Source organism: Paenibacillus shunpengii, assembly GCF_042684905.1.
GTDB lineage: Bacteria > Bacillota > Bacilli > Paenibacillales > Paenibacillaceae > Paenibacillus > Paenibacillus shunpengii.
The window spans coordinates 441,513-454,856 of the sequence record NZ_JBHUMJ010000003.1; the positions used below are offsets into that span (position 1 = coordinate 441,513).

9 protein-coding genes and 1 riboswitch are annotated in these 13,344 nt (G+C 45.6%); of the genes, 8 read left to right on the plus strand and 1 reads right to left on the minus strand.

The annotated features are described in order from the left end of the window. Window positions 1-24 precede the first annotated feature (24 nt). Window positions 25-1,044 (minus strand): LCP family protein, encoded by a 1,020-nt coding sequence (locus tag ACFSVM_RS16325; protein WP_076314627.1) that lies wholly within the window; start codon window positions 1,042-1,044, stop codon window positions 25-27. Between the two features lie 173 nt (window positions 1,045-1,217). Here ACFSVM_RS16325 and bcp point away from each other — a divergent pair, with 173 nt between their 5' ends. From bcp to ACFSVM_RS16365, 8 genes are all read left to right on the plus strand, one after another. Continuing rightward, window positions 1,218-1,691, plus strand: coding sequence for a thioredoxin-dependent thiol peroxidase (gene bcp / locus ACFSVM_RS16330; protein WP_076314626.1), 474 nt, complete (start codon window positions 1,218-1,220; stop codon window positions 1,689-1,691). Between the two features lie 217 nt (window positions 1,692-1,908). After that, window positions 1,909-3,324 carry a polysaccharide deacetylase gene (locus ACFSVM_RS16335; RefSeq protein ID WP_379263401.1) on the plus strand — a complete coding sequence of 472 codons (1,416 nt, stop codon included), beginning with the start codon at window positions 1,909-1,911 and terminating at the stop codon, window positions 3,322-3,324. A gap of 338 nt (window positions 3,325-3,662) precedes the next feature. Further along, window positions 3,663-4,484, plus strand: a complete 822-nt coding sequence (locus ACFSVM_RS16340; RefSeq protein ID WP_076314625.1) for a TerC family protein — start codon at window positions 3,663-3,665, stop codon at window positions 4,482-4,484. 180 nt (window positions 4,485-4,664) lie between these two features. Further along, window positions 4,665-5,633, plus strand: a complete 969-nt coding sequence (locus tag ACFSVM_RS16345; protein WP_379263404.1) for an AAA family ATPase — start codon at window positions 4,665-4,667, stop codon at window positions 5,631-5,633. A 6-nt stretch (window positions 5,634-5,639) separates the two neighbouring features. Next, window positions 5,640-6,866, plus strand: a complete 1,227-nt coding sequence (locus ACFSVM_RS16350) for a DUF58 domain-containing protein (protein WP_379263406.1) — start codon at window positions 5,640-5,642, stop codon at window positions 6,864-6,866. 28 nt (window positions 6,867-6,894) lie between these two features. Further along, the gene (locus tag ACFSVM_RS16355) at window positions 6,895-9,216 is read left to right on the plus strand and encodes a transglutaminase-like domain-containing protein (RefSeq protein WP_379263408.1); all 2,322 of its coding nucleotides are present in this window, start codon (window positions 6,895-6,897) and stop codon (window positions 9,214-9,216) included. 142 nt (window positions 9,217-9,358) lie between these two features. Further along, window positions 9,359-10,897 (plus strand): glutamine-hydrolyzing GMP synthase, encoded by a 1,539-nt coding sequence (gene guaA, locus ACFSVM_RS16360; protein ID WP_076314621.1) that lies wholly within the window; start codon window positions 9,359-9,361, stop codon window positions 10,895-10,897. A gap of 238 nt (window positions 10,898-11,135) precedes the next feature. Continuing rightward, a riboswitch (purine riboswitch) is annotated at window positions 11,136-11,236 on the plus strand. A 171-nt stretch (window positions 11,237-11,407) separates the two neighbouring features. Continuing rightward, window positions 11,408-12,775, plus strand: coding sequence for an NCS2 family permease (locus ACFSVM_RS16365; protein WP_076314620.1), 1,368 nt, complete (start codon window positions 11,408-11,410; stop codon window positions 12,773-12,775). Window positions 12,776-13,344 lie beyond the last annotated feature (569 nt).

The window sequence follows — 13,344 nt, forward strand, 5'->3', positions numbered from 1 at the left end:
TGAATATAACTTCTGGCAAGCTGCCTACTGACTGTCGCCGCTGGCTGATTTGTCGATGGTCGTTGGATCATTAACCTTTTCCGTTTCTGTTGGGTTAACAATCTCTTGAACATAGGTTTTTAATTCCTCTTCATTTCTTACGCTAAGAACAGCAGCGCCGCCGATTTTCTCTTCAACAAGGAGGCTCATTGGCGGTATCTGCTCACTGCCCTGAAAATTGCTCTGATATCCAAGGGAGGCCAGCTTCCACATGTCATTTAAGGTGAGATTCGTATCGATATATGGATTCACCTCATTCAAAATGGTTGGCAGCTTGGCTATTGACGTTGTTGTCTGCATTTTATCCGCAATGGCACCGATCAGCTCACGCTGCCGTTCGGTTCTTGAGAAATCCGACATGGCATCATGCCGGAATCGGACATACATTAATGCCTTTTCACCATCCAGATGCTGCAGCCCTTGCTTAAGGTCAATATCATATTCATGATGATCTGCCTTGCTGACATAGTGCATATCTTTTTCAACCTCAAATTCAATGCCGCCGATCGCATCGACCAGCGCGATAAAGCCTTGGAAGTCCGTATACACGTAATACTGAACAGGTATGCCGAGCAGATCACTGGCTGCCTGCATCGCTACATTAGGGCCGTGGGTAATCGCAGTATTGATGCGATCGCTGCCGTATCCGGGAATTTCGGTGTATGTATCACGAAGGAGAGAGAACAGTGAAATCTTCTTGGTAACCGGGTTGAGAGAGGCAACCATCATCGTATCTGATCTTGGTATTTCACCTTCGGCCATGCCTCTGGCGTCAACGCCCATGAGCAGGATGTTCACAGGTTCTTTACCTTCCCATTTTGGTGGCTCGGGTGTTCTCTCCTGGTCTACCTTCTCGACGTTATAGAAAGGGGACTCCTCACCTTCCTTCTGCAAATCTTGAAGTTCATTTACAACCGAAGTAAAATAATAAGCTGCAGGCAGTAAGACAGCAAGGATCACAACGGTAACAACGGTCCACAGAATTCGTTTGGTCTTCTTGGTCATCTGGAGCTCTTCCTTTCACAGTCACATGAGTTATATAAAGGTCAAGAAGGCGTTGATTTACAATAATATACATATGATATCCTGTACATTATAAGTTCTTTTAGGGATACAAATCAATTCGGGATGGCCTGTGCACATGAAGGCAACATAATAGAAGAAGGGATTGCTGCAACATGGAACTAACCATTGGCGCAAAGGCGCCTGATTTTGTGCTTGAAGGAAGCGGAGGACAGAAGGTTCGGTTGTCGGACTATCGCGGTAAACGCGTTGTACTCTACTTTTATCCCAAGGATATGACGGCTTCCTGTACGGATGAAGCATGCCAGTTTCGAGATGCTCATGCATCGTTCAGCACACTGAATACTGTGATCTTAGGAGTAAGTACGGATCCAGTAAGCCGGCACGATAAATTTATTGCCAAGTATGAACTTCCATTTACACTGTTGTCAGACGAGGACCATCAGGTGTCTGAATTATACGGTGTCTGGCAGCTCAAAAAGCTGTACGGCAAAGAGTATATGGGTATCGTTCGCTCCACCTTTTTAATTAATGAAGAAGGGATATTAGTGAAAGAGTGGCGTAAGGTTAAAGTGAAGGGCCATATTGATGATGCGCTTGCGTTTATTCAGAACAATATGGAGAAGTAGTCTCGATCCAAGAAGTCGAGTATATCTGCCGGTCCAATTAAGGATCGGCTTTTTTTATAGGAAATAACCCTAAATGCCCTTTATGAATCCGACTTAATCCAAAAATATGAATCTAGCAATTCGCAATTGTATAGTCTTTTTTAGCCGCCCGTTTCATAAGATAGCATTGTGAATCTCAAAATCTACTTATTGAATATAAAAGATGGGGGCAATGAGGATGAAAGCGAAAATGAATATCGTAGCAGGTATGATTGTCTTGGTTATATTGGCAATAACAGCGTACATCGTTCCTTCCCAAATCATTAGCTCGGCCAATTCCTCTGCGGAAAAAGAAAGCAGATTAGATAACAGCTCTGTAATCGCTGAAGATAGAGAAGTGAATTATTCACCACAGGCAGAAATCACTCAAATAGCTTATGCAGCTCACCGTAACCTCAACCATTCGAAGCCAAAAGAGACAGCTGTTCAGGCAGCAAATAAGCAAAAAGCTAGTAAGCAGGAAGCAAGTGCAGTAAAAGAAGCTAATCGTCGTCTGAATGAAGTATCCGCAGAAACAAAGGAGAAGTCTGATCCTCAAGCCAGCCCAAAGACCGTTTACTTAACCTTTGATGACGGCCCGGGCAAGCACACTGCTGAAGTACTCGATATATTGGAGAGTTACAAGGTGCCTGCTACTTTTTTTGTACTTGGAAAATATGTAGAGACGTATCCTGAACTGGTCTATCGAATGCATGAAGAAGGGCATGCCATCGGCAATCATACGTATAATCACAATTATGATGAACTCTATGATGATTTCCCTGATTTTTGGTCACAGATCAAAGAAACAGAAGAAGCAATTCGACATATTACCGGCAGTAGACCGCAGCTGGTTCGCGCACCTGGAGGGACGTTTGGTCATTTCGACGAGACCTATTTTGAACTGATGAATCAGGCAGGTTATTCCGTTGTGGATTGGAATGTGGACAGCGGTGATTCGAAGCGCAGCGGAGTCCCGGCGGCAGAAATCACTCAGCAGGCAACAGAGGTCAGCTCAGATAAAGACCTGGTTATTCTGCTGCATGATGGAGGAAATCATGGCGAGACCGTTAAAGCCTTGCCGGACATTATTGAATACTATCAGAAACACAAGTACCAGTTTGCCGTGCTCGATCCTGCGGAGAAGCCGGTTCAGTTCCGTGTGAAAAATGACGAATCCACGAAGAAGAAGTTTCAGCCGAGCAGCAAATGGATAAATAATGTTATCGCTCCTAACGCTGAACTATTCGAGGAGGGACCTGCGCTTGTCATTGAGGCAGGTAAACAGGTGGCAGAGCTCAAGTTCGGCGAATATCGGTTAGAGAATGGACAGTATATCGTTCCTCTCAGAGAGGTAATCGAGAAATTCGGAGGCGCAGTGAAGTGGAATACAACTGAGCGCAGTGCTGAAACAATATTCGGAAATAGAGCAATTACGTTAAGAGCGGACGAGCAGATGGTCACTGTTTCAGAACACAGATATACAGCAGAGACCGACATTTATATGGAAAACGGAGTAATGTGGCTTCCATTAAGATCCTTACTGAATGCTGCCCATTTCGAGGTAAAATCCCTGGTCCGTGGAACAGAAGAAATTGTCGTCTACGCTAAGTAAACAGTAGGAAATTCCAATTTTATGCATACAAATCCGGCAAACCGTTGATAAGACTTGGAATTCATGCATTGTCAAAAAATGCTTGACTTCAAGCTCTGATTTTAATATGTTTATATCACGGTTTAGCTGATCATCATATCAGTTAAGCAGGAACGTGATTAAAGGGGAGTAGCTGTACAGCAAAGTCGTCAGTTCGGGAATAGTCCCCGGCTTTGTTGGCAACCATTCGTTGTTAGCGAGACCTTTACCACAGACTGTGGTAGAGGTCTCTTTTTTGTGAGACCTTTGCCGGCCGGTGAAGGTTTTTTTAATTTATTTTATTACTAGGAGGATGTTTCATGGAGCTGTTTTTAGAGTATGCATGGGTACTGCTTGTGCTCGTTGCTCTAGAGGGATTACTTGCGGCAGATAACGCCCTGGTTCTCGCAATCATGGTTAAGCACCTGCCTGAGGATCAGCGTAAGAAGGCGTTGTTCTACGGTTTGCTTGGTGCATTCGTATTTCGTTTGGGGTCACTGTTTATTATCTCGTTCCTGGTGGATGTATGGCAGGTACAGGCTATTGGTGCGCTTTACCTCTTATATATTTCCATAAATCATGTGGTCAAACACTTTGTTGGCAAGAGGCAGACAGAGGATGCGAAGCCTAAGCCGGAGAAGCAGAAGAAGCAGTCTGGTTTCTGGATGACGGTACTCAAAGTCGAAGTTGCCGATATCGCTTTTGCGGTTGATTCCATTCTTGCAGCGGTAGCTCTTGCTGTTGCCCTGCCTCCAAGTGGAATACCTGCAATCGGCGGTTTGGATGGCGGACAGTTCATCGTTATCTTCTTAGGCGGATTCATCGGGCTTGTGATCATGCGTTTCGCAGCGACCTTCTTTGTTAAATTGCTGCAGCAACGTCCAGGTCTTGAGCTTGCGGCCTTCGTTATCGTAGGCTGGGTAGGTGTTAAGCTGGCAGTAATTACACTGGCTCACCCTGATGTAGCTCTGATTGATGAGCACTTCCCACATAATGCAGCATGGAAAGCTAGCTTCTATATTGTGCTTGTGCTGATTGCTGTTGTTGGATGGTTCGCTTCTTCGAAGAAAGAAGTTCCTGCCGAGGATGTGGCAACGAAGGAAGTCGAAGAAGTACAGCCTGGTAAAGATACATCGAATTAATTTTATAGAGTACTAACTGAGGATGAGATCCGGAGTTCAATATGAACTCCGGGTCTTTTTTTGTATCTATAAGCACTTTAGCTGTTCTAGTGTCTATATCAATTGTGGATTGGAAATAATAGAAGTAAACCAAGTGAAAATTAACATAGAACTAGCGCCAAATAAGGAGGGATAGCCATTATGGAATTCTCAAAATCTAGCGATTATGCTGCCGGTTTGCTTGAAAGATTGGTGCAGCGAGTCGAGACAGTGATGGTTGGAAAGACACAGGAAATTCGTTTAATCCTGATCGCAATGTTATCGGGAGGTCATATTTTGCTGGAAGATGTTCCGGGGACAGGCAAGACCAAGCTCATCAAGACGATTGCCTCATGTCTCGGCGCAAGCTTCGGGAGAATACAATTCACCTCAGATGTGATGCCTTCGGATGTGACAGGCACATCCGTGTTTAAGCCGATCACAGGGGACTTTGAATATAGATCTGGCCCCATTATGGCGAATATTGTGCTCGGCGACGAGATTAACCGGGCTGCCCCAAGAACCCAATCGGCCCTGCTTGAAGCCATGGAAGAGAGAAGTGTAACGGTGGACGGCTCCACTTATGCATTGCCTAAACCCTTTCTGCTGATGGCTACACAGAATCCTTTACAATTCGAGGGTACGTTTCGTCTGCCAGAGGCGCAGCTGGACCGCTTTATGATGAGGCTGAGCTTGGGTTACCCCACAGTCCTTGAGGAAGTGGAAATGATGAACCGGCAGGGAGGCTACGGCGACGCATTTATCAGACCGGTCATGCTGGCAGAAGAGCTTGTCAAAATGCAAAGAGAAGCATCGGCTGTTTTTGTGGATCCCGTGATCAAGGAATATATCGCCGGATTTGCAGCTAACTCGAGAATACATCCAGAGCTCGTACTCGGTATTAGTCCAAGAGGAAGTATTGCCTGGATGTGTGCTGCTCAAGCAGCGGCTTACATGAACGGCCGAATGTACGTCATTCCTGATGATGTCAAGGAAGTGGCTATTCCCGTACTGTCTCACCGTATTCGGAGCCGTGCAGATTTATCTCATCCTTATAATTCAGAATCCATGATTCGATCTTTGCTTCAGGAAATGCCGGTCCCTGTTCAGCCTGCACGGGCAAGAGGGTGATGGAAGATGTGGAGGACATATCTGAACTGGCTGTTCATGGCGGTGCTGTTAGCTGGTTTGTCACTTGCTTACCTAATCCAAGGTGGAGGTACGTTGCTGTTTCTCTTGATTTGCTGTGCAGCCATAGCGGGTTATGGATTGCTGATTCTATTGGCAAAGCCCCGTAATATACGGATCGTACGGACTTTAGAAGCGGACAGAGTAGCAGCTGGAAATAAAGTGAATATGCATGTTCACTTTGAGGCAGATATACCCATATTTCTGCGCTGGCTTAGGATTGAAGAGTCCGCAGCTTATACTCAGCTTGAACATAAGCAGTTCATTTTTACGGCACGATCACGTTCTTATCCATATGAATATACGATCCGTGCAGTCCATAGGGGAGTATATGAATTTGACTCCTGCAAGGTGGTATGGGGAGATGTGTTCGGATGGTTTACCGGCAGCTGCCGGGTTGAGGCACCTTGTACATTGATTGTTCATCCATCGCTCAAGGCAGGCCCTGGTCATATAAGTACTGATTTCACCAGATCCTGGGAAGGAGAGGTTTCAAGATCACGCTATCATCCGACCTCATTAGGGACTGAAGTCAGAGAGTATGTGGAGGGTGATCCGATGCGCTATATCCATTGGAAGAGCTCGGCTCGCAGCGGGAAGCTGCAGGTACGTATTCCGGAGGAACAGAGATGCGGGCAGGTTTATCTCCTGCTGGATAACAATATCCATGCCTATATGTCTAAACGGGCAGATGGCGGCAGTCAGTTTTCATGGGATGCCTATGAGGCGGCAGTTTCTACCTGTGCGAAGCTCCTCCGCTCTTCATATGAAGAGGGAATAGATGCTCATCTGAATGTTTTTCATTTGGATACGGTTGAGGGTGAAGGCGGAGGCGAGAATAATTCTGTGCTGAAATGGACTGTTTTACCTGATGCTGCTGCCGGAGAAGGGAAGGGTTACGAACAGTTGGATTATCTGGCAGGTCTTGAACCGGCAGGGACTTGGACAGATCAAAGTAGGAAATTCGAGATTCAAGGGACGGGAAGCAGGCTCTATGCGCCCTCTTTTTACGGCAATCTTGTTCCAGGCTCCCAAGTTTATATAATTACTGGCTTGTCAACGGAATTGAATAAAGCAATTTGTCAGCATTACAGCAGGCAGCATATACAAGTTATTTTATGTGAAACGTCCGGAAACGGCCCGGATCAGATGAATTCAAGGGAAAGTGCCGTGTAATCGGAACTAAGGGAGGAGGAATGACAAGATGTACGATCGTAACCGTCTTGAGCAAAAAGAAGTCGGTTCGGCAGTGACGGCAGCGCAAGCAGCAGCCTTTCATGAACCATGGTATTTTCGCGCAGTGGCTTCTATCGCATTATTTATTATGTTCCTGGAATGGCTCAGACCCGGAGGGATAAGCGGAGATTTATGGAGCCCCTCCTCCATTAGTTTGATGGTAATGACTTTTCTCTTGCTGCTGATTGGCACATGGAATATGTCACTCGGCAAGTCCCTTATGATCCGGTGTGTCCTTTCATTCGCAGGCTTGTGGTGGATGGTGAAGGAGGTTTCAGGTGCAGATTGGATGCTTCACTATCCGTTGATCCTAAGGCAGGATATATTCATTTGGTTAAATCGCGATGGCTTCTGGCTCATCAGTGATCAGACCAAGACAATCTTGGTTGCGCTGGGCTGGTCCTTGTTCGTAAGTGCTGTACAAATACTGGTCATCCAATTAAGGACCGTCCTATTATTCGGTGTGGTAACGTCCTTGTATATCTTTGGTGTTGAATTGGTAAATGGAGAAAATACGACAGGTGCAATGATTCGAATTATCAGCTGCTTTTTATTCTTGCAGACACTTATGCAGCTTCCGAAGCTTAACAGTATGAGCTTCTCGGTTCGTGGAAAAGACAAGCATCGCTATCTGTTGTGGATAGGCATTGCTATGGGATCTGTGCTCCTAGCCGGTGGTGCGGCTGCTGTGTCTTCGGTTCTTCCTGCCAAGTCCCCAGATCTAAATGCTCTGGCTAATACGAGGGACCGCCTCATCAACTGGGCGGAAGGACTGCAATCACCTCCATCTGAAGCCGCCTTGGCGAGGACCGGGTATGACAATGGAGGAAGTGAAATGGGAGCCCCCCTCGTTGCCAACAATGAAGTGTTTTTTACGGCATATAGTCCGGTGGCAACTTACTGGAGAGGCCAGTCCCGTTCAATTTATGATGGCCGAAGCTGGAAGAGTGAATACAATGATGCCGAATCTAAGCATTACATAAGTACCTCAGGTCGGATCCGGGAGGATGAGATCGAAGAAAATCCGTATTTTCGCCTTATTCAACAAACTGTTGAGCTGCAGACACCAGCCCAGGGCGGCGCAGACATTTTTACAGGTGGAGTGCCTGTTCGTTTGACTCTTCATCCATCAGAGAATGTCGATGCACCACAGAATGAGAAAGGGATCACTGGACAAAATAAAGGCAACCAGCAGTTTCCGTATATAGTAAGCGATTATGTCTCAGGGAATTTAAGGTTTGATGATATGTATTCAAGCGGCTATAAGTCTGTGACCAGCTACAGTGCTGATGTCTTGATTCCCGTCGACGATCTAAGCAGCCTGTCCACAGTAACGGGCAGTGATCCGGCAGAGATCAAGCGCATGAATTTGCAGCTCCCTGAGGCTCTTCCAGTCAGGGTTAGAGAACTCGCTGCCAATATAACGGATGGATCAACGAATAGATACGATGCTGTAACTAAGGTTGCATCCTATTTGAGATCGAACTACTCGTACAGTCTAGATACCCGAGTGCCTCCGTCAGGCAAGGATTTTGTAGATGACTTCTTGTTCATCACGAAAAAGGGTTATTGCAATCATTTCTCCACTGCCATGGTTGTGCTGCTTCGCAGTCAAGGAATTCCAGCGAGATATGTACAGGGATTTGGCCCTGGCGAACGTAGTGATCCAGAGTCCAATGAATATACGGTGACTCATGGTGATGCTCATGCATGGGCTGAGGTGTACTTTCCGGGAGTAGGGTGGATTCCTTTTGAGGCGACACCGGGATATAGCACAGAAGAGCTTGTGGCTGCGGGAGCTGCCGAGACTGACGAAACTGTACCATCAGAACAACACAATGTAATCAGCATGGTGGTGCAAAAAATCGCCAGCTCACTAAAGAGCGGACTAACATTAATCATGCAGCCATTGACACTGTCTGTGGCAGCTGCCTGCGCACTTCTGCTTGCAGCAGCGGTGCAGGCGGGGCGAAGCTACAGCCCCGCTATAAGGATGCGGCTGATGCTGAGCTGGCCGCACAGCCCTGCCTTTCCAGACCGTGAGCGCCTACTGCGTGTGGGGGCTCCGGTCTGGGAGCGGATCGCGCAGAAATATGGTGTGCGCGAGCAGGGCGTGACGCTGCGTGAGTACACTGCAGCCCTGCCTTTAAGCGGTACTCCCGTGCATGATGACGTGCGACAGTTCGCTGCTGATTGGGAGAAGCTGGTTTATGCATCAGTGCCGTTCTCCCGGTCATCGAGCGTAGCGTTTCTGAATCGGTGTCTGCGGATTTCGAGGTCACTTAAATGAGTAAATTATTTACGATATAAACAGTTTGTACCATGACATTCTGATTTACATTATTTCTTAATGATGAAGAGGACGAGCTATCCTTGACGTTAGGTTTTGTCGTTCAGTATAATTAATCTCATTAATTGAGGGAGGCTCGGTAATGATAAAGCCAAATGAAATTGTTGTCGTTCTTGATTTCGGGGGACAATATAACCAACTAATTGCGAGAAGAATTCGTGATCTCGGAGTATACAGCGAACTGCTTCCATATAACACGCCTGTTGAGAAGATTCGTGAAATTGCACCTAAGGGGATTGTTTTCTCCGGTGGACCGTCCAGTGTTTATGCAGAAAATGCACCACATGTAGATCCAGCTATCTATGACCTGGGTTTGCCAATCTTCGGTATTTGTTACGGTATGCAGCTCATGGCGCATCAGCTTGAAGGTAAAGTAGAGCGTGCGCATAAGCGTGAGTACGGCAAAGCGGACGTGTTGTTCAATGAAGGCTCTCATCTTGCCAAAGGACTTGAGGCGAACCAAACGGTATGGATGAGTCATGGGGACCATGTGGTTACACTGCCTTCCGGCTTCCGTCTTGACGCAGGTACGGAAAGTGCGCCAATCGCGGCGATGAGCCATCCAGAGCGTAACTTGTTCGCGGTTCAGTTCCACCCAGAGGTACGTCATTCTTTGAACGGTAACGATATGATTCGTAACTTCCTGTATGAAGTGTGCGGCTGTGAAGGCAACTGGAGCATGGAGACCTTCATCGAGGATAAGATTCGTGACATTCGTGAAACGGTTGGTGACAAGAAGGTACTGTGTGCACTAAGCGGCGGTGTTGATTCTTCAGTGGTTGCGATCCTGCTCCATAAAGCGATCGGCGATCAGTTGACTTGTATGTTTATCGACCACGGCTTGCTGCGTAAAGGTGAAGCTGAGAGTGTTATGGAGACCTTTGTCGGCAAATTCGATATGAAGGTTGTTAAGATTGATGCTCGCGAGCGGTTTATGTCCAAGCTTAAAGGCGTTGACGATCCTGAGAAAAAACGCAAAATCATCGGTAACGAATTCATCTACGTATTTGATGAAGAGTCCAGCAAGTTCGACGATTTCGATTTCCTGGCACAAGGTACGCTGTATACCGATATTGTCGAGAGTGGTACAGCTACGGCACAAACCATTAAATCTCACCATAACGTAGGCGGACTGCCTGAAGATATGAGATTTAAACTGATCGAGCCGCTTAACGCTCTGTTCAAGGATGAGGTGCGTATCGTAGGATCTGAGTGCGGATTGCCGGATGAGATTGTTCATCGTCAGCCTTTCCCTGGTCCAGGTCTCGCAATTCGTGTGCTGGGTGAAGTAACAGAAGAGAAGCTGAAGATCGTTCGTGATTCGGATTACATTCTGCGTGAGGAAATTGCCAAAGCAGGCCTTGATCGTGAGATTTGGCAGTATTTCACGGCCCTTCCGAATATGAAGAGTGTTGGTGTAATGGGTGATGCGCGTACGTATTCCTACACTGTAGGTATTCGTGCAGTAACGTCCATCGACGGTATGACTGCAGACTGGGCACGTATCCCTTGGGATGTGCTTGAGAAAATCTCTGTCCGCATCGTCAACGAAGTCGATAACGTAAACCGTATCGTTTATGATGTGACGAGCAAGCCGCCAGCAACCATTGAATGGGAATAGGATTACTTGGTAGGATTAATCCACCTTGTATTGATGCGAAGAGTCTTCGACATAATGTCGGAGGCTTTTCTTTTTTTAGGAAAATTGTGTTAGAAAAAATGTGAAAATAGATGTCAACATTTTTCTGTGAATTTTCATGAATATGAAATTACCGAACATTGCTAACGATTAAAGTTTGTATTATTCGTATTTTTATATTGACAATTTTACATATCCCTCCTAGAATGAGACAAGGAAAACCAATAAACACATGCTTTTTCGTATAATCTCGGGGATTTGGCCCGGGAGTTTCTACGAGATCACCATAATGATCTGGCTACGAAAAGAAGAGAAGTGCAATTCGGAGCAAAAGGTACTGACACTGTCCATATTGACCGGAATAAAGTGTAAGCTGCTTTTTGGTTGCTTTTGCGTCTCTTTTTAGCGTAAGCCCATGAAGATCAATCATCTTTGCGGGCTTTTTGTCGTTTTAAGGTAACCGACTTATCTCTAAGGAGGAATATTCGGATTATGGAGCGGTTCTTTAAATTAAGGGAACACGGGACAAATGTCAGAACAGAAGTAATTGCAGGTTTAACCACGTTTATGACCATGGCTTATATTTTGGTGGTCAACAACGTATTCCTTGGACCAGACGGAGCAGGGATGCCGGCTAACGGTGTATTTTTTGCCACAGCAGTGGGTGCAGGTCTTATAACCATATTGATGGGGCTTGTAGTCAACGTTCCGATTGCGCTCGCTCCAGGGATGGGTCTTAATGCATATTTTATGACGGTCGTACTTAGCTCGGGTGGCGCTATTACTTGGCAGGCTGCGCTCGGTGCGGTATTTATTTCAGGTTTGATCTTTATCTTGCTTACGGTAACGAAAGTTCGTCAGATGCTGCTAGTAGCTGTACCTGAGAGCATTAAGATGGCTATAACCGTTGGTATTGGTTTGTTCGTCGCTGTGATCGGTCTGAAAATGGCTAATATTGTAGTAGCAAATGTTAATCCGGGAACTGACATTGCTGGCCCTGTGCCAGGTGGCAGCTTTAACCTTGCTTTTGGTAACTTGACACATGCAGACGTTATTTTGACGCTGATTGGACTCTTAATTATTGCAGTACTCATGGTAATCAAAGTAAAAGGTGCGATGCTTATCGGTATCGTTGCAACCACGCTGATCGGTATTCCGATGGGTGTAACCGATGTAAGTGGATTGTCATCTGCAAGCTGGCTTCCTAGCTTTGACGATTTGACATTTGGTCAGCTGGATTTGGGAGCAGCACTCCAGGTTGGACTCTTTGAAATTATCTTTGTATTTACCTTTGTGGAATTGTTCGATACCTTCGGTACTTTGGTTGGAACAACGACACGTATGGGACTGTTTAAGAATAAAGAAAAAGGTGAGAAAATTGTCGGCAAAGCAATGCTCGTTGATGCTGTCGGCGTAAGTGCTGGTGCGGTTATTGGTACAAGTACAATCACTTCTTATGTAGAGAGCTCTTCTGGTGTAGAAGCAGGCGGACGTACTGGGCTAACAGCTGTAACAACAGGGATTATGTTCCTGCTCGCCTTGTTCATTGCTCCTCTGGCTCTTATCGTTCCTTCAGCTGCAACATCTCCTGCGCTTATTATTGTAGGGGTTCTGATGATGAGTCAAGTTCGCAACATTGATTGGGATGATTTCCTTTACGCATTCCCAGCTTTCTTGACAATCGTTATGATGCCGCTGACGAATAGTATTGCTAACGGTATATCTCTTGGTATTATTTCTTATGTAGTACTTGCAGCCTTCTCTAACATTGCAACAAGCCGCAAAGTGAAGATCCATTGGTTGATGTGGGTGCTGTTTATCATTGTATTGATTAGATACATTTTTATTGGTGCAGAATAACACATATATATAGAAGATATAGTAGAGTGCTATATTACGAATGCGAAACCCTGTTCATGATGAACAGGGTTTTCTTTGTTTGGTGCCTTGCTTTCAATAGCGACTGATCTGAGAGAGAACGATATGAGTGCCGGTCCATTTATATAGCCGGTCCATTTATATAGATAGAAACTAAATGAAGAACTAATTTTTTTAAAAAAAGTGTTGCATAATTTTTATGTGCATGGTATATTCTAATTCCGGCCAAGAAATAAGCCGTTCCAAACAAGAACGTGGCAAGTAAGCTTCGATCAGAAGTTGAAAAAACTTTTAAAAAAGCTTGCATTTCTAAACCGGACATGATATGATATAAAAGTTGCTGACGACGAAAGTTGAGACGCAACGAAGTTGATCTTTGAAAACTGAACAACGAGTGAGCAGAATTTTGTAACTACAAAATTCTAAACGCGAGGTTATGGTACAAGTCGTCAGACGGTATGATAACCGAGCAAAATAAAGAGAACATTACGTTCTCGTCAGTTTTTCTAAATGAGCTTAATCGCTCTTTCAATATTTTGAAGGTTGGATAT

What these genes read in the sequence shown, in the direction of transcription:
- ACFSVM_RS16365 (WP_076314620.1), top strand. Translation starts at nt 11,408, where the DNA reads ATGGAGCGGTTCTTTAAATTAAGGGAACACGGGACAAATGTCAGAACA.
- ACFSVM_RS16340 (WP_076314625.1), top strand. Translation starts at nt 3,663, where the DNA reads ATGGAGCTGTTTTTAGAGTATGCATGGGTACTGCTTGTGCTCGTTGCT.
- ACFSVM_RS16325 (WP_076314627.1), bottom strand. Translation starts at nt 1,044, where the DNA reads ATGACCAAGAAGACCAAACGAATTCTGTGGACCGTTGTTACCGTTGTG.
- guaA (WP_076314621.1), top strand. Translation starts at nt 9,359, where the DNA reads ATGATAAAGCCAAATGAAATTGTTGTCGTTCTTGATTTCGGGGGACAA.
- bcp (WP_076314626.1), top strand. Translation starts at nt 1,218, where the DNA reads ATGGAACTAACCATTGGCGCAAAGGCGCCTGATTTTGTGCTTGAAGGA.
- ACFSVM_RS16335 (WP_379263401.1), top strand. Translation starts at nt 1,909, where the DNA reads ATGAAAGCGAAAATGAATATCGTAGCAGGTATGATTGTCTTGGTTATA.
- ACFSVM_RS16350 (WP_379263406.1), top strand. Translation starts at nt 5,640, where the DNA reads ATGTGGAGGACATATCTGAACTGGCTGTTCATGGCGGTGCTGTTAGCT.
- ACFSVM_RS16355 (WP_379263408.1), top strand. Translation starts at nt 6,895, where the DNA reads ATGTACGATCGTAACCGTCTTGAGCAAAAAGAAGTCGGTTCGGCAGTG.
- ACFSVM_RS16345 (WP_379263404.1), top strand. Translation starts at nt 4,665, where the DNA reads ATGGAATTCTCAAAATCTAGCGATTATGCTGCCGGTTTGCTTGAAAGA.